Annotated in this window: 19 protein-coding genes; 7 read left to right on the top strand and 12 right to left on the bottom strand. The window is 66.3% G+C overall.

Annotation, left to right across the window (positions count from 1 at the left end; translation table 11 throughout):
* Positions 1-67: 67 nt before the first annotated feature.
* From ispG to surE, 11 genes are all read right to left on the bottom strand, one after another.
* Positions 68-1,345 (bottom strand): flavodoxin-dependent (E)-4-hydroxy-3-methylbut-2-enyl-diphosphate synthase, encoded by a 1,278-nt coding sequence (gene ispG, locus I3K84_RS18370; RefSeq protein ID WP_047350863.1) that lies wholly within the window; start codon positions 1,343-1,345, stop codon positions 68-70.
* A complete protein-coding gene (locus I3K84_RS18365) occupies positions 1,346-2,314 on the bottom strand; it encodes a helix-turn-helix domain-containing protein (RefSeq protein ID WP_015912789.1) in 969 nt (322 codons plus the stop codon).
* Positions 2,307-3,134, bottom strand: coding sequence for a type IV pilus biogenesis/stability protein PilW (pilW, locus tag I3K84_RS18360; RefSeq protein WP_196995141.1), 828 nt, complete (start codon positions 3,132-3,134; stop codon positions 2,307-2,309). Before pilW ends, I3K84_RS18365 begins: the two co-directional genes overlap by 8 nt.
* Before the next feature lie 31 nt (positions 3,135-3,165).
* Entirely contained in the window at positions 3,166-4,290 is a 1,125-nt protein-coding gene (gene rlmN / locus I3K84_RS18355; RefSeq protein WP_011804599.1) for a 23S rRNA (adenine(2503)-C(2))-methyltransferase RlmN, read from the bottom strand.
* Positions 4,291-4,374: 84 nt separating this feature from the next.
* Positions 4,375-4,800, bottom strand: coding sequence for a nucleoside-diphosphate kinase (gene ndk, locus I3K84_RS18350; RefSeq protein ID WP_011804598.1), 426 nt, complete (start codon positions 4,798-4,800; stop codon positions 4,375-4,377).
* A gap of 76 nt (positions 4,801-4,876) precedes the next feature.
* A complete protein-coding gene (locus tag I3K84_RS18345) occupies positions 4,877-6,217 on the bottom strand; it encodes a pseudouridine synthase (RefSeq protein ID WP_196995140.1) in 1,341 nt (446 codons plus the stop codon).
* Positions 6,214-6,918, bottom strand: coding sequence for an SMC-Scp complex subunit ScpB (scpB, locus tag I3K84_RS18340; RefSeq protein ID WP_196995139.1), 705 nt, complete (start codon positions 6,916-6,918; stop codon positions 6,214-6,216). The genes I3K84_RS18345 and scpB overlap by 4 nt, the downstream gene beginning before the upstream one ends.
* 150 nt (positions 6,919-7,068) lie before the next feature.
* Positions 7,069-8,073 carry an RluA family pseudouridine synthase gene (locus I3K84_RS18335; RefSeq protein WP_135149000.1) on the bottom strand — a complete coding sequence of 335 codons (1,005 nt, stop codon included), beginning with the start codon at positions 8,071-8,073 and terminating at the stop codon, positions 7,069-7,071.
* Positions 8,074-8,087: 14 nt separating this feature from the next.
* Positions 8,088-8,999, bottom strand: a complete 912-nt coding sequence (locus I3K84_RS18330; protein WP_172206580.1) for a peptidoglycan DD-metalloendopeptidase family protein — start codon at positions 8,997-8,999, stop codon at positions 8,088-8,090.
* 11 nt (positions 9,000-9,010) lie between these two features.
* Positions 9,011-9,781, bottom strand: a complete 771-nt coding sequence (locus I3K84_RS18325) for a protein-L-isoaspartate(D-aspartate) O-methyltransferase (protein ID WP_047350867.1) — start codon at positions 9,779-9,781, stop codon at positions 9,011-9,013.
* Positions 9,781-10,563, bottom strand: coding sequence for a 5'/3'-nucleotidase SurE (gene surE / locus I3K84_RS18320; protein ID WP_196996134.1), 783 nt, complete (start codon positions 10,561-10,563; stop codon positions 9,781-9,783). Before surE ends, I3K84_RS18325 begins: the two co-directional genes overlap by 1 nt.
* Before the next feature lie 136 nt (positions 10,564-10,699).
* Between surE and I3K84_RS18315 the strand changes: the two genes are divergently transcribed.
* The 7 genes from I3K84_RS18315 to I3K84_RS18285 all read left to right on the top strand — a co-directional run bounded on the left by I3K84_RS18315 (position 10,700) and on the right by I3K84_RS18285 (position 21,331).
* The gene (locus I3K84_RS18315) at positions 10,700-11,674 is read left to right on the top strand and encodes an NADPH:quinone oxidoreductase family protein (RefSeq protein WP_196995138.1); all 975 of its coding nucleotides are present in this window, start codon (positions 10,700-10,702) and stop codon (positions 11,672-11,674) included.
* 93 nt (positions 11,675-11,767) lie between these two features.
* Positions 11,768-13,291: a GGDEF domain-containing protein gene (locus tag I3K84_RS18310; protein WP_196995137.1), complete on the top strand. Its 1,524-nt coding sequence runs from the start codon at positions 11,768-11,770 to the stop codon at positions 13,289-13,291.
* A gap of 14 nt (positions 13,292-13,305) precedes the next feature.
* Positions 13,306-14,910, top strand: coding sequence for an alkaline phosphatase (locus tag I3K84_RS18305; RefSeq protein ID WP_196995136.1), 1,605 nt, complete (start codon positions 13,306-13,308; stop codon positions 14,908-14,910).
* Between the two features lie 69 nt (positions 14,911-14,979).
* Positions 14,980-17,634, top strand: coding sequence for a DNA mismatch repair protein MutS (mutS, locus tag I3K84_RS18300; protein WP_196995135.1), 2,655 nt, complete (start codon positions 14,980-14,982; stop codon positions 17,632-17,634).
* Between the two features lie 166 nt (positions 17,635-17,800).
* Complete coding sequence (locus tag I3K84_RS18295) at positions 17,801-18,628, top strand: proteasome-type protease (RefSeq protein WP_196995134.1); 828 nt, start codon at positions 17,801-17,803, stop codon at positions 18,626-18,628.
* Positions 18,629-18,636: 8 nt separating this feature from the next.
* Positions 18,637-19,452 (top strand): alpha/beta fold hydrolase, encoded by an 816-nt coding sequence (locus I3K84_RS18290; protein WP_196995133.1) that lies wholly within the window; start codon positions 18,637-18,639, stop codon positions 19,450-19,452.
* Between the two features lie 121 nt (positions 19,453-19,573).
* A complete protein-coding gene (locus I3K84_RS18285; RefSeq protein WP_231403364.1) occupies positions 19,574-21,331 on the top strand; it encodes a diguanylate cyclase in 1,758 nt (585 codons plus the stop codon).
* Positions 21,332-21,336: 5 nt separating this feature from the next.
* Here I3K84_RS18285 and I3K84_RS18280 read toward each other — a convergent pair whose 3' ends face one another.
* Positions 21,337-22,161 (bottom strand): undecaprenyl-diphosphate phosphatase, encoded by an 825-nt coding sequence (locus I3K84_RS18280; protein ID WP_172206575.1) that lies wholly within the window; start codon positions 22,159-22,161, stop codon positions 21,337-21,339.
* Positions 22,162-22,333 lie beyond the last annotated feature (172 nt).

The raw sequence follows: 22,333 nt of genomic DNA, 5'->3' as shown, positions 1-22,333 counted from the left end.
ATCAGCCTCTAGCGCTTATCCATCAAGCGCTGTAAGCTATAATATTTATAGCAAAATTGCGCACACTTCACTGTGCGCCTGCGCCGTTGCCGAAACGCCGGGCAATGTAGCCTTCAACGATATCCTGGAACTCTCGCGCGATGCCCTCGCCCCGCAGGATCATGGCCTTTTCGCCGTCGATGAAGACCGGGGCGGCGGGCGCCTCTCCCGTGCCGGGAAGGCTGATGCCGATGTCGGCATGTTTGCTCTCGCCCGGGCCGTTGACGATGCAGCCCATCACGGCCACCTTGAGTTTTTCCACGCCGGGATAGCGCAGCCGCCATACGGGCATCTGCGCACGCAGGTAATCGTCGATCTGCTTGGCCAGCTCCTGGAATGTGGTGCTGGTGGTACGGCCGCAGCCCGGGCAAGCGGTCACGCTGGGCACGAACGCGCGCAGCCCCAGCGATTGCAGGATCTCGGAGGCCACCACCACCTCCTGGGTGCGCGCCTCGCCGGGCTGCGGAGTCAGCGACACACGGATAGTGTCGCCAATGCCTTCCTGCAGCAGGATCGAAAGCGCGGTGGTCGACGCCACGATACCCTTGATACCCATGCCCGCCTCGGTCAGACCCAGGTGCAGCGCATAGTCGCAGCGGCGCGCGAGTTCGCGGTACACCGAGATCAGATCCTGCACACCGCTGACCTTGCACGAGAGGATGATCTGGTCACCGCTCAGGCCCATTTCCTCGGCGCGTTTCGCCGATTCGATGGCGGAGGTGATCAGCGCCTCGTACATGACCTGGCGCGCATCCCACGGCTGGGTGCGGCGGCTGTTCGCATCCATCAGCTCGGCCAGCAACTCCTGGTCCAGGCTGCCCCAGTTCACGCCGATGCGCACGGCCTTGTCCCAGCGCACCGCGGCCTCGATCATCTGGCCGAACTGCTTGTCCTTCTTGTCGCCCTTGCCCACGTTGCCCGGGTTGATGCGGTACTTGGACAATGCCTGTGCGCAGTCGGGAAATTCCGTCAGCAGGCGGTGGCCGTTGTAGTGAAAGTCGCCCACCAGCGGCACCGTCTCGCCCATGCGGTCCAGCTGCTCACGGATGTAGGGCACGGCCGCTGCGGCCTCCGGCGTGTTCACCGTGATGCGAACGAACTCGGAGCCCGCTTGCGCCAGTTCCTTGATCTGGATGGCCGTGCCGATCGCATCCACCGTGTCGGTGTTGGTCATGGACTGCACCCGCACCGGTGCGCCGCCACCCACCGTGACCACCCGGCTGCCCCAGACGATGCGTGCCTGCCGCGAGCGGCGTGCCTGCGGCTGTGCCATAGCGATCGGTGCGGCTGTGCCGGAGATATTCATTTACTTCACCTCGAAACGCGCAACGTTCTCGCGCGCAATCGCATTCAGATCCATGGGCTGGCCGCGCACAACCACCTCCGTGGCATCCGCCTTGCCAATGACGACCGACCAGGGAGGGCTGCCCGCCGCGGAAACACTCTCGCCCGCAGCCAGGATCTTCTGCAGCACTACGCCGCCCGCGGCGTTGCGCACCTGGATCCAGGATTCTCCCCGGGCGCGAATGACCAGCACGCCCGAAGCCTCGGTGCCCTTGGCGTCAACTCCGGCCTCGTTGGTCCCGCCTTGGGATGGGGCCGGCTCCACCGCCGCAGCGGGGGCCGATGCGGCGAGGGCCGCTGAGGCCACCGCAGCAGAAGATGGCTCTGCCCGCACAGTGGCCTGTCCCCCTGAGGCAACGGACTCTGAGGGCACCGCAGCAGTCACCGGGTCCAGTTGCGTGGCTTCGAGCGCGCGCTGTGGCGGTGTTACCGCCTCCGGACTGCTGGCGACCGGCAAACTGTCGTTGCCCTTCGGGAGAAAGGCGATGGCCACCGCGGCGGCCAACAGCGCGGCAACCGTCACGCCCATCATGCGCGATCTGGGTCGCTCCAGCGTTCCCCCCTTGATGAACCGGTGACCAGGGTCTTTGAACGACGCGTTGAGTCCCTTGTCCACCACAAGCTGCACGGGGCCGCTCTGGGGCAGCAATGCGAGCACCGGCGCAGCATCGGCCTTCAAGGTCCGGCAGACGCCCGACGCCAACGCCCGCATGAAGACGGCGTCGGGAAATGCGTCGTATTGGTCCGCTTCCAGCGCATGCAGTTTGTTCGCGGGCACCTTCAGCGTTCCGGCCAGCACATCAACATGGACCCCTGCAGATTCGCGCAGTTGCCTCAGCAACTGCCCCGCGGTAACGCCGCCCGCCGGTTCAGTTCCGTGATCCTGCATCCGGTGATCAATCCCCCCAGCGGCGCCCATGGGCTCACTCATCGAAGGCCCCTCGTTCGAATGCCAGGGTTTCTTTTGCGTTGGGGAAGCGCTTGCGCAATTGATCACCCAACTGGCGCATGGCCACGAACTCCTTGAGCACGTGCTCGATCTTCACCCCCAACCACAGAGACTCGGCATTGGCATACTCGCCATTGTTCACGCGACGGACATAAAACTGCGCCCGCTTGGCCTCGCCCCGCGCAAACAGCACGGCCGCCAAGTGGTACCCCACCGCCGGGTTGCCCGCATCAATCTCATAGGCCTGCTTCAGCGCTTGTTCGGCTTCTGCAAGACGCCCCGCCCGCTGGTAGCACAGGCCCTGGGACATCAGCGTCTTGCTGCGTGCCTTGTAGCTCGGCACGGCAAGCGCCCGCTCGAACATCTGATTGGCGACGTCGTACTGCTGGCGCTGGCACTGCAGCCAGCCATAGTTGTGCATTATGTCTGGATCGGAAGGCTTCATGCCTTGGGCGCGCTTGAGGCTGTCTTCCGCGAGCGCCAGGTCGCCCATGTTCATGTATATCAAGCCGCGAAGGTGGTAGGCGTCGGCATACGTGGGATCGGTCGTGATCGCCTGCCGCACCTCCTCCATGGCCACGGTGGTCTGCCCCATTTGCAGGTAGTTCGCAGCCAGCTCCAGCCGGATACGCGCACGGCGGCGCACGTCGGCTTCGCCGCCGCCGGATGCGGATTCCGCCACAGCACCATTGGCATCGGAGGCCCCTTGGTGGGCACAACCGGCAAGGCCCGAGACGACAACGGCAATGCCGATCGCCGCCATCGCCTGCCACCCGCCATGATTGATCCGCCACTTCGCCATGAAAGCCTCCCGTAATTGTTGCGCCACGCCGTCAGATGACCGGCTTGATCTCAATGGTCCTGAGCTTGGCCATGCGTTCATTGACCCGTGTTCGGTCCTTCACATCGCCAGCCAGTTGTCCGCATGCCGCATCAATATCGTCACCGCGCGTCTTGCGAACGGTCGTGACGATACCCGCGTCACTCAACAATTGTGCGAAAGCCGTCACAGCCGCCGGGGGAGATCGGCGCAGACCGGAAGCCGGGAACGGGTTGAAGGGGATGAGATTGAACTTGCACGACACCCCGCCGTCGGCCGCCTTGCGGCCCACCAGGTCAATCAACTGTCGCGCATGCTCTGGCTGATCGTTCACGCCTTCCAGCATGCAGTATTCAAAAGTGATGAAGTCCCGCGGCGCGTGGTCCAAGTAACGCCGACACGCCGCCAGGAGTTCATGCAGCGGGTACTTGCGGTTCAGGGGAACGAGGTTGTCGCGCAACACGTCATTGGGAGCATGCAGCGAAACAGCGAGCGCCACAGGACAATCCTGCGCCAGGCGGTCCATCATGGGCACGACGCCTGAGGTAGACACGGTTACGCGACGCCGCGACAAGCCGTAACCATGGTCATCGAGCATGACACGCAGCGCAGGCACCAGTGCAGCATAGTTCTGCAGCGGCTCGCCCATTCCCATCATCACCACGTTGGAAATCACGCGTTCACCGTCACCGCGGCGCTGCCGTAGTGCGTGCTCGGCGTACCAGAGCTGGGCCAGGATTTCGCCAGTAGTGAGATTGCGGCTGAACCCCTGGTGACCGGTGGAGCAAAAACGACAGCCTACGGCGCATCCAGCCTGCGAGGAGATGCACAAGGTGCCGCGATCGTCCTCAGGAATAAAGACTGTCTCCACGGCGTTGCCGTCGCCCACGTCGAACAGCCACTTCACCGTGCCGTCCGCAGAGACATGTTCGCTGATGGCTTGCAGCCCTGCCACATGGGCGCAGCCCCTGAGCTTCTCGCGCAACGATTTCGCCAGGTCGCTCATCTGGTCAAAATCGCTGGCACCGCGCTGGTGGATCCAGCGAAACAGTTGCGTGGCCCGAAAACGTTTTTCTCCCAGCCGCTCGCAAAAAGCAGCCAGGCCGTCCAGGTCAAAATCCAGAAGGTTCGTGGTCATAACGTTCACGGATGCCCACGCCCACATAGCGCATCCGCGCGGGGGCGGCCAAACCAGGACCGCCCGGCACGCGGAGCCACTGCATTAGCGCGAGTAGATGTTCAGGCCGGGGAAGAAGAAGGCCACTTCCACCTGGGCGGTTTCAGCAGCGTCGGAGCCGTGCACCGCATTGGCGTCGATGCTGTCCGCGAAGTCGGCGCGGATCGTGCCGGGCGCAGCCTTCTTGGGGTCGGTCGCGCCCATGAGTTCGCGGTTCTTCAGGACGGCGTTCTCACCCTCCAGGGCCTGCACCATCACGGGGCCGGAAATCATGAAGTCCACCAGATCCTTGAAGAAGGGGCGCTCCTTGTGCACTGCGTAGAACTGCTCGGCTTCGGCGCGCGACAGGTGGATCATGCGCGCAGCAGCAATCTTCAGGCCCGCGGCTTCAAAGCGCGCATAGATCTGGCCGATCACGTTCTTGGCAACTGCGTCCGGCTTGATGATGGAAAGGGTGCGTTCGATAGCCATGTTGGTTTTCCTAGTGAGGTGTTGCGGTATTTTTGCCCTGAAGGCAAACCGTCAATTTTAGCTTTACGCCAATCCCCTAACGTCCGCCGCGGCGCGGCCCGTTGTTGCGTTGCTGTTGGCGATGGCGCGAGAAACTGTCGGCCCCAATATAGCCAAGCGACGTCTTCATCGGGTCCGGCTGGGCATTCGGTGAGGGCGGTCGCCCCGCACGCCCCCCCGTCTTGTCACGCCCACTGCCAGATGCCTTGCCCGGCCCCGCGGATCGACGATCGCCTTTGCGGCCGCCCCTGCCCTGGCCACTAGTGGGGCGCGCACCACCATCCAGCGTTGCACCTGCCGCCTGCATCAGGGCACGAATGTCGCGCTCATCAAGCTCCAGCCATGCCCCGCGCTTGAGCCCGCGCGGCAGCATCATGGCCCCGTAGCGAATCCGAATCAGCCGGCTCACCGCATGCCCTACCGCCTCGAACATACGGCGGACCTCGCGGTTACGGCCTTCAGAGATGGTGACCCGGTACCAACAGTTGGCGCCCTCGCCGCCGCCGTCTTCCACGGAGCCAAAGGAAGCCATGCCATCCTCCAGCGGCACGCCTTCCAGCAAGCGCTGCTTTTCCTCGGTGCTCAACGCACCCAACACGCGGACCGCATATTCACGCTCCAGCCCGAAGCGGGGGTGCATCAACTTGTTCGCAAGCTCCCCCGAACTGGTAAATAGCAACAAACCTTCGGTATTCAGGTCCAGCCGCCCGACGGATTGCCATTTGCCCTGCTGCAGCCGGGGGAGTTTGCGAAACACCGTGGGGCGGTTTTGCGGATCGTCATGCGTGACCACTTCGCCCACTGGCTTGTGGTATGCAATCACGCGTACCGGCGGTGGTGCAATACGGAAGCGGATGGGCTTGCCGTTGACCTTTATCTGGTCCCCAAACTGCACGCGCTGCCCGATATGGGCCGGCTCGTTGTTGACGGAAATACGACCTTCCAGGATGAGCTGCTCCATTTCCAGCCGAGACCCCATGCCCGCCTGGGCAAGCACCTTGTGCAGTTTGGGGGTTTCTGGCTGGGGAAGCAGCACCCGCTTGGCGGGGGCGAGCTCGGCGTTGGCTTCATCCTCGTCGAACTGACCCGACACCACGTCGGCAAACTGATAGCCATCGCCCTTCGGCGCGCGCTTGGCGGCATGGCCGCTGGGCTGTCGTGGCACCTCAACAGCAGCGCCTTGCTCATGCACTTCCTGCATCTTCACGTCCGATTGGGCACCGTCAGCACCACTCAGTTGCGGCACTGCCACATTCTCCTGAAGCGCGCCTTCCGCAGACTTGCGCTTGCGGGGCCTGCGCGGCGCAGCAGCCTCCGATGCGGGCAAAGGCGAGTGACCCGCCATGGAGTCCGGATCCTTGTGAGATTCATCATTCATATGTCAATGTCCCGTGGCCCCTCTTCGGCACCACTGTGTGTCGCGCCCACTACCAGATCAGGGGCATCTTCAATATCTACTTCGTCTACGGCCGGCACCTGCACGCCGTCCCCAGGTACCCCTGCAGTGTCTTCGCTCTGCGGCGCCCCCTGAATGGCGCCCAGCGCCTCAAACATGCTGACCTGCACGCCGGGGTCTTCGAGCGTAGGCAGTTGATCCAGTGATTGCAGTCCTAAATCGTCCAGGAACTGCCGTGTGGTAGCAAACAACGCAGGCCGGCCCACTGTCTCGCGGTGGCCAATGACCTCCACCCAGCCGCGGTCCTCCAGTTGTTTGATGATGAGGCTGTTGACGGTCACCCCGCGGATGTCTTCGATGTCCCCGCGGGTCACGGGCTGCCGGTACGCAATGATGGCCAGCGTCTCCAGCGTCGCTCGCGTGTAGCGGGGCGGCTTTTCAGGATGCAGCCGGTCCAGAAATTCGCGCATCTCGGGCCGGCTCTGGAAACGCCAACCTGTGGCCACTTGTACCAACTCCACCCCTCGCAAGGCCCAGTCCTGCTGCAGTTCCAGCAGCAGCATCTTTACTGTATCGGAACCCAGCGCGTCATCGAACAATGTCCGCAGGTCACGGATCGATACAGGCTGCGGGGCACAGATCAACGCGGTTTCAAGAACCCGTTTGGCGTCCACCGAATTCATGGTCCAACAGTCCCTGGAAAGGCAGCCTCGCATCAAACGGGAGGCTGCGCCTTGGGTTGGAGATATTGCGGCGCAGAAAGCAGAGCGTGGCAATGCGCCTTCACGGGGCCGGTAGCTCATGCTGGCCGGCGGTTCACGGCAGAACAGCCGTCAGGAACGATTGTAGCGCAGCCCCCAAAAATCCAGCGCCTGCGCCATGTCTTCCGGCAGCGGCGCGTGGAACTCCAGGGCAGCGCCAGTGACCGGGTGTACAAACGCCAGCCGGAATGCATGCAGCGCCTGTCGATGCATGGGCCCGGCCAGCGCGCCGCCGTACAGTGCATCTGCCACCAAGGGATGACGTATGGATGCCATATGCACGCGGATCTGGTGCGTTCGCCCCGTGTGCAGCGTACAACGCACGAGGCACACCTCCTCGTTGGCATCTATCAGGTCGAAATCGGTGCGGGCTTCCTTGCCTGGATGCTGCGCCAGATCGACCACCGCCATCCGCAGGCGATTGCGCGGGTCACGACCGATCGGGGCATGCACCGATCGATGTGCGGCCCCCGTCCAGCCGCCCCACCCCAGCGCCACATACTGGCGGCTGACCTCGCGCGCAGCGATCATGCGGACCAGTGCATCCATGGCCGACCGGCTGCGCGCAACGACCATGAGGCCACTGGTGTCCTTGTCCAGTCGATGGACGATGCCCGCACGCGGCACCTGCATCGCCTGCGCATCCCGGCCAAGCAAGGCGTTCAGCAACGTGCCGCTCCAATTGCCGGGCGCGGGATGCACCACCAGCCCCGCAGGCTTGTGGATCACGAGGATGTGCTCATCCTCATACACCACATCCAATGGCCATTGCTCGGGCCGAAAAGCCTGGCTCTGCTGCGTAGGGCGCATCTCGACCGCGATGCGGTCCCCGGCCTTGACCCTGGACGCGGGCTTCTGTACCTCCCGCCCATTCAGGCGTATGCAGCCCTGGAGCAGCAACTGCTGCAGATAACTGCGGGAAAACTCTGGGACCAGTTCCGCGAGTGCCTTGTCCAGCCGCTGAGCATGCTGCTCGGCGCCCACGACGACCTCCCGCAGTTCCGCCTCAAACTCGTCCGCCTGACTCCCACCTGTCTCTGCCGGATCAGCATCCTCCAGCCAGGACGCCTCTCCCATGGAAGCCGGCGCGCTCAACGGGGGGGGAGGTAGCGGGCGGGGTCCACGGGCTTGCCCTGGCGCCGGATTTCGAAATGCAGTTTCACACGATCCGCGTCGGTGCTTCCCATCTCGGCAATCTTCTGGCCGCGGCGCACGTTCTGGTCTTCCTTCACCAGCAGCGTCTGGTTGTGCGCATAGGCCGTGAGATAGGTGTTGTTGTGTTTCAAGATCACCAGGTTGCCATAGCCGCGAAGCCCAGCACCGGCGTACACCACACGCCCATCGGCAGCGGCGAGCACCGGATCGCCTGCCTTGCCGCCGATGTCGTAGCCCTTGTTACGCACCTCGTCGAATCCCGCCAACAGGCTGCCCGACGAGGGCCAGATGAAGTTGACGTCATCCGTTGCAGCGGTAGCGGCCGGCGCGGGAGCCACCGCCGGCGCGCTGGGTGCCGCTGCCGGCGCCACCGCGGCCGGTGTAGACGCCGCCGACGCCGACGGCTTGGGTGCGCTCGCAGCCGATGCTGCAGCCAAGGGCGAAGACGTGACGGGGCGGGTGACCACACCGGTGTCAGATGCCACCGCAGTCGCCGCAGCCGCAGCAGGGGGCACCACACGCAGCACCTGGCCCACCTCGATCAGGTTGGCGTTTTCCAGGTTGTTCCAGCGCGCGATATCTTTCCAACTTTGCCCGTTTTCCAGGCCAATGCGAATCAGCGTGTCGCCTGCCTTCACGGTGTAGTAGCCAGGCTTGCCCGCGTTCTCAGCACCAGGCAAGGGCTTGACCTCAGGCACGGCCCCGGCGGGCCCCGTCGTGCCGCTGCTCGCGGCAAAGGTGCCGCGATCTTCCACGGGAGCCCTGTTGATCGGGGTGCTGCACCCCGCCAGCAAACCGCCAGCCAGCACGGCAACTCCCCAAACCACAAGACTACGCGATACCAACATAAGCAAATCCTTCAGGCGATCCCCGATTTTAGGGGGACGAAATGCACGGCTTCCAGAATGCCCTGCTTGAAGCCTTGCGCAGTTTTATCAACGACCAGCAGCATCTGTTGGCCGTCGGCGCCCGCCAGTGGGGCGACCAGCCGGCCACCCACGGCAAGTTGCTCGCACCACGCGGCGGGAAGGCTATCGCCCCCCGCCGCGGCAATGATGCCCGCATAGGGCGCGCCGCTGGGGTAACCCAGCATTCCGTCGCCCAGGATCAGGTGCACATTGGCCAGGCGCAGGGGACGCAAGTGGTCTCGCGCCTTTTCATGCAACGCGCGCAAGCGTTCAACGGTATACACCTCGCGCGAGACGCGCGACAGCACCGCTGCCTGATAGCCGCAGCCCGTGCCGATCTCCAGTACCCGGCCCATTCCATTTCCGCGCGCGCACTCGGCCCCCAGCAACAATTCGATCATGCGTGCTACCACGCTGGGTTTGGAAATGGTCTGACCCAGTCCGATGGGCAGACTGGTGTCCTCATAGGCTTGGTTGGCCAAGGCGGTGTCGACAAAACGATGCCGCTCAATCATTCCCATGGCCTGAAGAACCGCCCCCGCCGAGATGCCCGAGGCTGCGAGTCGCTGCACCATGCGTGCGCGCACGGCAGCGGAGTCCAGCCCCACGCCGTGCGGCGTGGGCGGCTGCACCTCGCGGCGCGCGCCTACCGGTGGCGCCGCGGTGGGTGCACCGGGTTGGCGCCAGTCGATCCGCGCAGGAAAACCTGGCCGCCGCTGCATCAAGCCACCTCGCCGGACGCCTGCGCTGGTACGAGACGGGCCACCGTCTGCGCCCAATACCCCAGTCCGTCGTAATCGGTCAGGTCCACCTTCAATGGCGTGACGGATACATGGCCGTGGGCCGTGGCATGAAAATCGGTGCCCTCCGCCGCGTCCTTGGCGGCGCCAGCGCCACCGATCCAGTACATCAGCTCCCCACGCGGGCTCTGCTGCTCAATGACACGCTCTGCCGCATGGCGCCGGCCCAGGCGGCACATGCGCAAGGGCCGCAATGCGTCATACGGCATATTGGGAATGTTGACATTCAACAGCCAGGGGGCTACGCCGACCAGGTTTTGGCGATCCATCTGCTGAACGATCTCGCGCGCCTTGCGCGCAGCCGACTCGATCTCGCCCCACCCCTTGTCCACCTGCGAAAAGGCGATGGACGGGATCCCGAAAAGATAGCCTTCCATCGCAGCACCCACCGTGCCGGAATAAATGGTGTCGTCGCCCATGTTGGCGCCGTTGTTGATGCCGGAGACCACCAGATCGGGCCGGTAACCCAGCAGGCCCGTCAGCGCAATGTGCACGCAATCGGCAGGCGTGCCATTGACATAGCGAAAGCCGTTGTGCGCGGTTTGCACATACAACGGCGAATGCAGCGTCAGGGCGTTCGACTTCGCGCTATTGTTGTGTTCGGGAGCCACCACTTCCACATCAGCAATGGTCTTAAGGGCGTCATGCAGCGCCACGATGCCAGGCGCCTGGTAGCCGTCGTCGTTGGAGATGAGGATTTTCATGGTCTGGAAGGCGGAACGGCTGGCATTGTAGGAGCGAGCACACACGCTGTCGCTGGTCACGCAAGGGACAACCCAGCCTCAGGGACGGCCCCTATGATGCCCGCCCAACAGATTCGTAGCGACCAAGGAGACATTCATGCACGCCTGGCTCTGCACCAACCCCATCGGCGTCGAGGCCCTGGCCTGGACAGAACTGCCCGACCCGGCTCCCAAGGCGGGCGAGGTCCTCGTCGAGATCCGCGCGGCAAGCCTGAATTTTCCCGACCTGCTGATGGTGCAGAACAAGTACCAGATCAAGCCCCCCCTGCCTTTCGTGCCCGGCTCGGAGTTCGCGGGCGTCGTGCAGGCCGTGGGCGACGGCGTCAGCCATCTGCAGGTGGGTCAAAACGTGGCCTGTCTCAGCGGCACGGGTGGTTTCGCCACGCACACCATCGCCCCGGCCGCACGCTGTATACCCCTGCCGGACGGCTTTGGCCATGTGGATGCGGCGGCATTCATCATGACTTATGCAACCTCTTACCACGCCCTGCTGGACCGGGGCCAGCTCCAGGCTGGCGAGACTGTGCTGGTGCTGGGCGCGGCTGGCGGCGTGGGCACCGCCGCGATTCAGATCGCCAAGGCCAAGGGAGCGCGCGTGATCGCCGCCGCCTCCACGGACGAAAAATGCGACGTGTGCCTGAAGCTGGGGGCCGATGCCGTGATCAATTACAGCGTGGAGGACCTGCGCGACGCCGCCAAGTCACTGACCGACGGGCGGGGACCGGACGTCATCTACGACCCGGTGGGCGGCGCACTGGCAGAGCCCGCATTTCGCTCCATCGCCTGGCGAGGCCGCTATCTGGTGGTCGGCTTCGCATCGGGCCCCATCCCTTCGTTGCCGTTGAATCTGCCACCGCTCAAGGGTGCTTCGGTCGTCGGCGTGTTCTGGGGCGAATTCGCCAAGCGCGAGCCCCAGGCCAATGCTTCGATGATGGGCACCCTGCTCCAGTGGTATGCACAGGGCAAGATCAGGCCCGCCATCGACCGAACCATGCCCATGTCACAGCTACCCGCCGCGTTTGCCCACATGGGCGCACGTGCGGTGATCGGGAAACTGGTTCTGGTCAACTGACACGCTTTACACATGGCTTGACCCGGCCTGCTATCGAAGCGTGCTGCACTCTGTCACACTTTTGGCTGTTTGCATCTTCCTGCGTCCCTGCAGATGGCCTCCGCCAAATCCCCTTCTGAAATTGCCCGCGAGACGCTCAAGCTACTCGCTACGCGCCGGCTTCCTCCCACGCCCGACCACTACCAGGCCCTCTATGACGAAGTGGCCGGCACCACCAGCGCGCCGGCGTTTCCCAGCGCCCAGCTGCGGCAGATCTCGCGGGTGATCCCCGGCCAGACCCCGGCGCAGAAGCGGTTGCTGGGCCTGTTGGAAACCGCCATCACCCAGCAGGACTGGGGCGTTTTGCAAAACGTGTTGGTGGGATACGCCAACCTGGGACTCTCGCCCGTGGCCGCGCCCGAGCCCGCGAGCACCCGGATTGACCACCTGCCGCTGACACTGGCGCAGAATCTGGCGCGGCTGGTGGACAACACCCTGCCGGCGCTGGGTGAGGACGATGCCCGCGTGCATGAGCTGGCTGCGCAATTGAGCACCTTCCTGCGCGAGCCCGACCCACCCGTCTCCACCGCCGAGCTGATGCTCGGCAACTTCAGCTACCGCCTGTCTTTCGCGGCGGAAGACCAAGCCGCCATCCGGCGGAGCTTGCTCAGCCTGCTGCGCCTGGTGTTCGAGAACATTGCCGCCCTGAGCATGGACGACGAGTGGCTGCACGGCCAGGCCGAGGCACTGCTTGCGGCCTCCACCCCGCCGCTCACGCTGCGCCGGCTGGACGACGTGCAGCGACGCCTCAAGGACGTCATCTTCAAGCAGACTGAGGCCAAGGAACGCACCGTTCACGCCCAGATGCAGATGCGCGAACTGCTGGCCACATTCATCGAGCGCCTGGCGCAGATGGATGAATCCAGCAGCGCCTACAACACCAAGATGGAGGATTGCGCCGAGCGCATCAGCCAGGCCACGCAGCTGCAGGACATCATGCCGCTGCTGGAAGAAGTCATGGCCGCCACGCGCGCCATGGCGCTGAGCAGCCGGGTGACGCGCGGCGAACTGCAGGAACTGCGCGAGCGCACCGAGGCCAAGCACGCCGAAATCGACCACCTGCGCCAGGAGCTGGACCGCGCGAGCGCCCAGGCGCGCCACGACCCGTTGACGGGCTCGCTCAACCGCAAGGGCTTTGCCGAGGCCATGGAGCGCGAGGTCGCGCGTGCGCGCCGCCAGGACGCGCCGCTGTGCGTGGCGCTGCTGGACGTGGACAACTTCAAGTCCATCAATGACCGCCTGGGCCACACCGCCGGCGACGCGGCCCTGGTGCATCTGGCGCAGGTCACCCGCGAGGTGATGCGACCGCAGGACCAGCTGGCGCGCTATGGCGGCGAGGAATTCGTCATCATCCTGCCCGACACCGAACTGGCGGAAGGCGTGAAGGCCATGGAACGCCTGCAACGCGAGCTGACCACGCGCTACTTCCTCAAAGACCAGGAGCGGGTGCTCATCACCTTCAGCGCCGGTGTGGCCCAGGTGGAGGGCGAAGAAGGCAGCGCCGACGCGATCCGCCGCGCCGACCAGGGCATGTACCTGGCCAAGCGCACCGGCAAAAACCGCGTGGTTGCTGCCTGACGCCTGGACCCCTTGTGCGATGTCCCGTGCACCCGCCTTCGCTTGACATCTCGCGCCGCACACTGCTGCGTCAGGCCGCCTGGGCCGGCATGGCCACGCAACTGCCCCGCTGGGCCTGGGCCCAGGCCGCCGTGCGGCACGACCCCTTTCGCCTGGGTGTGGCCAGTGGCGACCCAGTACACGACGGCGTGGTCCTCTGGACCCGCGTGCTTCCGCCCGCGGACCTGGCCGGCGCCCACGCACCCTGGGCCGGCCCACTGACCGTGCGCTGGGAACTGGCCGACGACGCGCAGTTTCGCCACATCGTGCAGCGCGGCACGGCGATGGCGCTGCCTGAACTGGGCCACAGCGTGCATGTGGAGGTGGCCGGCCTGCGCCCCGACCGCTGGTACCACTACCGCTTCATGCTGGGTGACGCCACCAGCCCCGTCGGCCGCACCCGCACCGCACCCACACCGGATGCGCTGCCCGGGCGCCTGCGACTGGTGTTCGCCTCCTGCCAGCGGTGGGAGCACGGCCACTACGCCGCCTGGCGGCATGCCTGCGCGGACCAGCCCGACTTGGTGCTGTTCCTGGGCGACTACATCTACGAATATCCCAGCCCACAGGACGCCACGGGCTTGGCCCGCGTGCACCCGCTGCGCCTGCCTCGCAACCTGCAGGACTACCGCGACCGCTACGCCCTGCACAAGAGCGACCCCGCCTTGCAGGCCGCGCACGCCTGCGCCCCGTGGGCGGTGACCTGGGACGACCATGAGGTACAGAACGATTACGCCGCTGGCCAGGGCCGGGGCGAGTGCGCCGAATGGCTGCCGCTGCGCAGCGCCGCGTGGCAGGCCTTCTATGAACACATGCCGCTGCGCGCATCCACGCTGGCGGGCTCCGGCTTCCATCAGTTGCAGATCCACCGCCGCCTGCTCTGGGGGCGCCTGGCGCGGCTGCACATGCTGGACACACGCCAGTACCGCGACCTGCAGGCCTGCCGCACGCGGGGCAAGGGTGCGACCGGCGCGGTGCGGCCCGACGCCTGCCCCGAAATCCTGGACAGCCACCGCAGCTTCCTCGGCTGGGAACAGGAGCAGTGGCTGCACGCGGGCTTGGCAGCCGATGCGCACAACAAAACTACGCGCTGGAGCGTACTGGCGCAGCAGACCCTGTTCTCGCCACGCCGCTATCCCTCGGGCCTGCAGTCCACCGACAGCTGGGACGGCTACCCCGCCGCGCGCAACCGCCTGCTGCAGGCGCTGGCACAGCACCCGCCCCGCAACACGGTGCTGCTGGGCGGCGACATCCACCAGAACTATGTTTGCAACGTGATGGCGCCACACGGGCCGCATGCCCACGGTGCGCCGCGCATCCTGGCCAGCGAGTTCTGCGGCACCTCGATCTCCTCGCGCGCCGGCACCACGCAGGAGAAGGTGGATGCCATCGCGCGCCACAACCCCCATGTGCTGCTGGCACGCTGCGAGGAGCGCGGCTACGGCCTGTGCGACATCACGCCCACGCGCTGGACCACCACGCTGCGCGCCCTGCGCGACCCGCTGGATGCCGGCAGCGCCGCGTACACTCTGGCCCGATTCGTGGTGGAAGACGGCCGCCCCGGCCCGCAGCCGGCCTAGGGCCCGCACCAATCCTGGCGCGTCGCGCGCCTTGCCACTTTCGTCCGCACCCAAGGAACACGCACGCAGATGACCGGGAAACCCGCGCCCACCCCGCGCCCCGACGAGGCCGACTTCTCGAACCACACCCCCATGATGGCGCAGTACCTGGCCCTGAAGGCCCAGCACCCCGACACGCTGCTGCTGTACCGCATGGGCGACTTCTACGAGCTTTTCTACGCCGATGCCGAGAAGGCCGCGCGCCTGCTGGACATCACCCTCACCCAACGCGGCCAGTCGGCCGGCCAGCCGGTGACCATGGCGGGCGTACCCTTCCATGCGCTGGAGAACTACCTGGGCCGCCTCATCAAGATGGGCGAGTCGGTCGCCATTGCCGAGCAGGTGGGCGAAGTGGGCGCCGCCAAGGGCCCCGTGGAGCGCAAGGTGGTGCGCGTGGTCACCCCCGGCACGCTCACCGATAGCGAACTGTTGTCCGACAAGAGCGAGTCCATGCTGCTGGCCGTGCACCAGGGCGCGCGTGCGCGCTGCGGCCTGGCGTGGCTCTCCGTCACCCAGGGTGTGGTGCAGCTGGCCGAATGTGCACAGGCCGACGTGGGCACCTGGCTCGCACGCATCGCCCCCAGCGAGGTGATCTACAGCGCGGGCGTCACCCAGCGCTTTGAAGAACAACTGACCCAGTTGCGCCAGGGCGGCGTGTTCACCTGCCCCATGAGCCTGCGGCCCGACTGGCAGTTCGATGGTGCCCTGGGCGAGCGCAAGCTGCTGGAGCAGCTCGGCGCGGCCAGCCTGCAGGCCTGGAATGCCGAGGCCCTGCCCCACGCCCACGCCGCCGCCGCCGCGCTGCTGCAGTACGCCGAGCACACGCAAGGCCGCGCACTCACCCATGTGCACGGCGTGCGCGTACAGCAAAGCGACGAACTGATCCACCTGCCCCTGGCCACGCGGCGCAACCTGGAGCTGGTGAAGACCCTGCGCGGCGAGGACGCGCCCACGCTGTTCTCGCTGCTGGACACCTGCATGACCGGCATGGGCAGCCGCCTGCTCAAGACCTGGCTGCTGGAGCCGCGCCGCGACCGCAGCGACGCGCGCCAGCGCCTGGCGGCCACGGCCGCGCTGCGCGGCGCCGGCAGCGGCCAGGGCCCGTGGCAGCTCCTGCGCAGCGAACTGCGCGGCGTGAGCGACGTGGAGCGCATCACCGCGCGCATCGCGCTGCGCCAGGTGCGCCCGCGCGAGCTGGTGGCGCTGTGCAAGACGCTACAGAAAGCAGAGCTGCTCGCGCTTAACAGTCAAGCGCCAGAGCCGTTTCTGGCCCAAATCTTCAGCCACCTGCAGCCCCCCGTCGACTGCACGGCACTGCTGCGTGCCGCCATCCTGGAGGAGCCCGCCGCCCTGGTGCGCGACGGCGGCGTGATCGCGCCGGGCTTTGATGCCGAGCTGGACGAGCTGCGCGGCATCCAGAACAACTGCGACGACTTCCTGCTCGATCTGGAGACGCGCGAGAAGGCACGCACCGGCATCCCCAACCTGCGCGTGCAGTTCAACAAGGTGCATGGCTTCTACATCGAGGTCACCAGCAGCCACGCGGACAAGGTGCCCGAAGACTACCGCCGCCGCCAGACACTGAAGAACGCCGAGCGCTTCATCACCCCCGAGCTGAAGACCTTCGAGGACAAGGCCTTGTCGGCCCAGGAACGCGGCCTCGCACGCGAGAAGTGGCTGTACGAGCAGGTGCTGGACCAGCTGCAGCCCCATGTGCCCCAGCTCACGCGGCTGGCGCAGGCGCTGGCCACGCTGGACGTGCTGTGCACGCTGGCCGAGCGCTCGCTCACGCTCAACTGGTGCGCACCGCAATTCGTCAACGAGCCCTGCATCGACATCGAGGCGGGCCGCCACCCCGTGGTGGAGGCCCGGCTGGCCGAAACATCGAGCGGCGCCTTCATCCCCAACCACACGCGCCTGCACGCCAACGCGCGCATGCAGATCATCACCGGCCCCAACATGGGCGGTAAGTCCACCTACATGCGGCAGGTCGCCCTGATCGTGCTGCTGGCGAGCATGGGCAGCCACGTGCCGGCCGCGGCCTGCCGGCTGGGCCCCATCGACGCGATCCACACCCGCATCGGCGCGGCCGACGACCTGGCCAATGCCCAGTCCACCTTCATGCTGGAGATGACCGAGGCGGCGCAGATCCTGCACGCCGCCACGCCGCACAGCCTGGTGCTGATGGACGAGATCGGCCGCGGCACCAGCACCTTCGACGGGTTGGCGCTGGCCAGCGGCATCGCCACCCATCTGCATGACAAGACCCGCGCGTTCACGCTGTTCGCCACGCATTACTTCGAGCTGACCGAACTGGCGGCGCGCCACCCGCACGCGGTGAACGTGCACGTGGGCGCCACCGAGTCCGGCCACGACATCGTCTTCCTGCACGAGATCCAGCCCGGCCCCGCCAGCCGCAGCTACGGCATCCAGGTGGCGAAGCTGGCGGGGGTGCCCGCCGCCGTGCTGCACCACGCGCGCCACACGCTCGCCGCGCTGGAAGAACGCGCGGGCGAGGATGAGCTGCAGGTGGACCTGTTCGCTCCGCCGCCCGCGCCCGAGGTGGCGACCGTGAGCCCCGTGGAATCCGCCCTGGCGCAGATCCACCCGGACCAGCTGTCGCCCCGCGAGGCGCTGGACGCGCTCTACCAGCTCAAGCGGCTGAGCACGCCCGGTTTTGAATAAAATAAGGCTCTAGCGCTTACCAGTAAAGCGCTAGCTGCTATGTTTATGGTAGCAAATACAACCTCATGAGCATGCCCGCCCTGCGCCCGCCGCAGCGCCGCAGCCGCGACACGGCCGCCCGGCAAAGCGCCCTACACTCGCCCTCTTCGCCTTCACTGCCCATCCCATGACGTACTGCGTCGCCATCAAGCTCAACGCCGGCCTGGTGTTCCTGTCCGACTCGCGCACCAACGCCGGGCTGGACCAGATCAGTTCCTTTCGCAAGATGATGGTCTACGAGCAGGCTGGTGACCGCTTCATGGTGCTGCTGTCGGCCGGCAACCTGAGCATCTCGCAGTCGGTGCGCGAAATCCTGCAGGTCGAGCAGATCCAGGAGCCCGGCGACAGCACGCCCATCACGCTGTGGAACGCCACCAGCATGTTCGACGTGGCGCGCGTGCTGGGCGCGGCGGTGCGCCGCGTGTACGAGCGCGACGGCGCCGCACTGCAGCGCACGGGGGTGGACTTCAACGTCTCGCTGCTGCTGGGCGGCCAAATCAAGGGCGAGGGCATGCGCCTGTTCCAGGTGTATTCGGCAGGCAACTTCATCGAGGCCACGGCCGAGACGCCGTACTTCCAGGTGGGCGAGTCCAAGTACGGCAAGCCCGTGCTGGACCGCGTGATCACGCCCCACACGCCGCTGAGCGAGGCGGCCAAGTGCGCGCTGGTGTCCATGGACAGCACGCTCAAGTCCAACCTCTCGGTCGGCCTGCCGCTGGACCTCGTGGTATACGAGGAGGGGCGCCTCGCCACCGACAAGATCGTGTGCATCGACGAGCACAACCCCTACTTCCGCATGCTGCACGACAGCTGGGGCGAGAAGCTGCGCCAGGTGTTCGACAGCATCGAGGATCCGGCATGGAACGGCGGCGTGACCGACGTGCCCATCCGCGTGGAGCCCCTGCGCAGCCGGCCCATCAAGAAGATCACCACACCGCGCGACAAGCTCGTGTGAACCGTTCCATGGCCTGCATCGTTTTCTCCCACGCCAACAGCTTCCCCGCCGGCACCTACCGCGTGCTGTTCGATGAACTGCGCGAGCGCGGCTTTCGCGTCAGCGCCATCGAACGCTATGGCCATGACGAGAAATACCCCGTCAGCAACAACTGGCCCCACCTGGTGCAGCACCTGGCGGACTTTGCCGCCGAGCAACAGCAGCGCAGCGGCGAACAGGCCTTTCTGGTGGGCCATTCGCTCGGGGGCTTCCTGAGCGTGATGGCCGCAGCGCGCCACCCCGAGCTGGCACGGGGCGTGGTGCTGATCGACTCGCCCCTCATCGGCGGCTGGCGCGCCAGTGCCCTGGGGGTGGTCAAGCAGACGCAGGTGGTGGGTGCCGTCTCGCCCGGGCGCGTGAGCCGCGCGCGGCGCAACAGCTGGTCCAGCAACGAGGAGGCGCTGGAGCACTTTCGCCGCAAGAAGGCCTTCGCCCACTGGGACCCGCGCGTGCTGCAGGACTACGTGGCGCACGGCCTGCAGGACCAGGACGGCAAGCGCGTGCTGGCCTTTGACCGCGCGGTGGAAACCCAGATCTACAACACCCTGCCCCACAACCTGGCCCGGCTGCTGCACGCGCATCCGCTGCGCTGCCCGGCCGCCTTCATCGGCGGGCGCGATTCCGCCGAGATGCGCCAGGTGGGCATGGCCATGACCCAGCGCATCACCCAGGGCCGCGTGACGATGCTGGACGGCAGTCACCTCTTTCCCATGGAGCAGCCCCGCGCCACGGCCGCGGCGATCGAAGCCGCGCTGCTGAACCTGGCCCACATCGCCGATTCCTGACACGCGCAGACCGCGACAGCCCGTGGCGACTTGCTTTCCGTCCGCTCACCCCGCAGTCGTTACGCGGTGATACATTTGCAGCTCCTGCGGAGGGTGCGATGCGGCTCCTGCTGTTGCTCTGGTGCGGAATCTTGCCTGGCTGCGCGCGGTGCTGGGCGGAATGCTGTGCCTGCTCGGCGCGCTGCACCCCGGCCCGGCGCAGGCCTGCAGAGCCACAGTGCTGGAGCCGGGCAGGGGCCCCGTGGATCTGTGGGCCCACCTGTGCATGCGCTCTGACCCCACACTGGCACGCACGGTGCAGGAGATGCTGGCCACGCCCACGGCGTTCGCGGCACCTGCGACGTGCGGCGGTTCACTGGGCGTGCGCCCGGATGCCGTGTGGCTGAAGGCGACACTGGTCCCACAGGCGCGCGCAGGGCCCTGGGTCATCAATGTGGACTTCCCGCTGCTGAACGAACTCGACGTCTATCTGGTGGCGGACGGCGAGGTGCTGCAGCATCACGCCCTGGGCAACCTGCAGCAGCCCAGCCCCCACGCGCTGGATTGGCGCACCCCCGCGGTGGTTCTGGCGCTGGAGCACGAACGCACTTACGAGCTGCTGGTGCGCGTGCGCACGCTGGGCGGAATGATTGTCCCGCTGCGCATCGGCACCTGGCGAGACATGGCTGCGCCCATGCTGCGCGAGCAGATGCTGCAGGGCCTGTTCGTGGGCCTGGCGCTGTGCCTGTTCATCTACGGTCTGCTGCAGGCCGTTGCGCTACGGGAAAAGGTGTTCGCCTACTACGCGCTGCTGGTGCTGGGCAGCGCGGGGTTTTCCATCCACTTCTTTGGCATCGGCACCCTGTTCATCTGGGGGCACCACCCCTGGATGCAGCAGCACGCCGGCCCGCTGTTCGTCTGCATCGCGGTGATCGGCGCCTTCCTGTTCATGGGGCACTCGCTGGCGCGCGACAACCGGCCCGGTCGATTTCTGCGCACCATGCAGGGAGGAGCCGCGCTGTCCGTCCTGCTCTGCGCCGCGTTCCTGTCAAACGTTTTGAACACGCCCGCGACCCTCGCCACGCAGGCACTTCTGGGGCCGCTGCCGGCGTTGATCAGCCTGCCCGTGGCCGCGCGGCGCATGCACGAGAACGACCCCGTGGGGCACACGCTGCTGCTCGCATGGCTGGTCTATATCGGCACCGCCGTCGCGCTCGCTCTGCTGGTGCATGGGGAGCTCCCCGCCCGGTTCTGGCCCATGCACCTCTTCCAGATCGCAGCCGTGGTCAACATGCTGCTGTTCATGCGCATGCTGGGCCTGCGCCACGCACGCCTGCGTGACGCAATGCAGGACGCCAGCCGGGAGCGCGACGCGCTCATGTCGCTGGCCCGCACCGACCCCCTCACCGGCCTGCCCAACCGGCGCGGCCTGGACGCAGCCCTGGGCGCCGCGCTGCCCCACGCGCAAGCCGACCGGCTGCTGGCCGTGTTTATGCTGGACCTGGACGGCTTCAAACCCGTCAACGATCAGCATGGGCACGCCGTGGGCGACCGGCTGCTGGTGGCCGTGGCGCAGCGGCTGCGCGCCCATTTGCGCCACGCCGACCTGATCGCACGGCTGGGCGGGGACGAATTCGTCGTCATGGCCCAGCAGCTGCCCAGCGTGATGCAGGCGCACGATCTCGGGATCGCACTGCTGGAATCCTTCCTGACGCCGTTTTACGTGCAGGGCGTCGAGATCCGCGTGGGGTTGACGATCGGCTACGCACTTGCGCCCGATGATGCCTGCGACGCCTGCACCCTCATCCGCCTGGCGGACGCCGCCATGTACAGCGGCAAGCAGCGGGGCAAGTTCTGCGTGCGCCGCAACAAGGGCGACCTGGCGCTGGCGTCGTCCTGACGCGGCTATTCGGCCCAGGTCACCAGGCCGCTCCATGCCGTGGCCAGCACCACCAGGCCAAACGCGATGCGATACCAGGCGAACGGCACGAAGCTGTGCGAGCTGATGTAGCGAAGCAGCCAGCGCACGCACAGCCAGGCGCTGATGAACGAAAACACCAATCCCACGGCAAACAGCGGAATGTCGGCCGCCGACAGCAGTGCGCGCTCCTTGTAGAGGCTGTAGACGCCTGCGCCGATCAGCGTGGGGATGGCGAGAAAGAACGAATAGTCGGTAGCCGCCTTGCGCGACAGCCCCAGCAGCATGCCGCCGATGATGGTGGCACCGCTGCGGCTGGTGCCGGGCACCATGGCCAGGCACTGCACCAGGCCGACCTTCAGCGCGTCCAGCGGCGTCATGTCGTCCACGGAATGGATGCGCACGGCGGCCTGCTGGCGCCGCTCGGCCCAGAGGATGACGAAGCCGCCCAGGATGAAGGTGCTGGCCACCACCACCGGCGTGAACAGATGCGCCTTGATGGCCTTGCCCAGCAACAGGCCCAGCAGCACGGCCGGGAGGAAGCCGATCAGCACGTTCAAGGCGAAACGGCGCGCCTGCCGCTCGGTGGGCAGCGCCACCAGCGTCGCGCGGATGCGCTGCCAATAGACCAGAATGACCGCGAAAATGGCGCCGGTCTGGATGGCGATGTCGAAGACCTTGGCCTTGGCATCGTCAAACCCGAGCAGCGACCCGGCCAGGATCAGGTGGCCGGTGGAAGAGATGGGGAGGAATTCGGTCAGCCCTTCGACCACGCCCATGATGGCGGCCTTGAGCAGCAAGAGAGTGTCCACGCAAGCGTCCTGACAGCGAAAAAGCAAAGCGCGGATTATCAGCCCCGTGCGGCGTGACACGGGTGTCACGCCCTGTGTCCTGCCGGGCCATACGCCAGAACGGCTCCGCTCGCGCCCGCCAGGCAACCGCCCGCGCCACGCGGCTGCCGTTCGTCGCAATGCACTGTTTGGT

The sequence above is a fragment of the Diaphorobacter sp. JS3051 genome, assembly GCF_015832135.1.
Taxonomy (GTDB): Bacteria; Pseudomonadota; Gammaproteobacteria; order Burkholderiales; family Burkholderiaceae_C; genus Diaphorobacter; species Diaphorobacter nitroreducens.
Note: the sequence above shows the minus strand (reverse complement) of the source record. Positions and strands in the feature narration are given on the sequence as shown.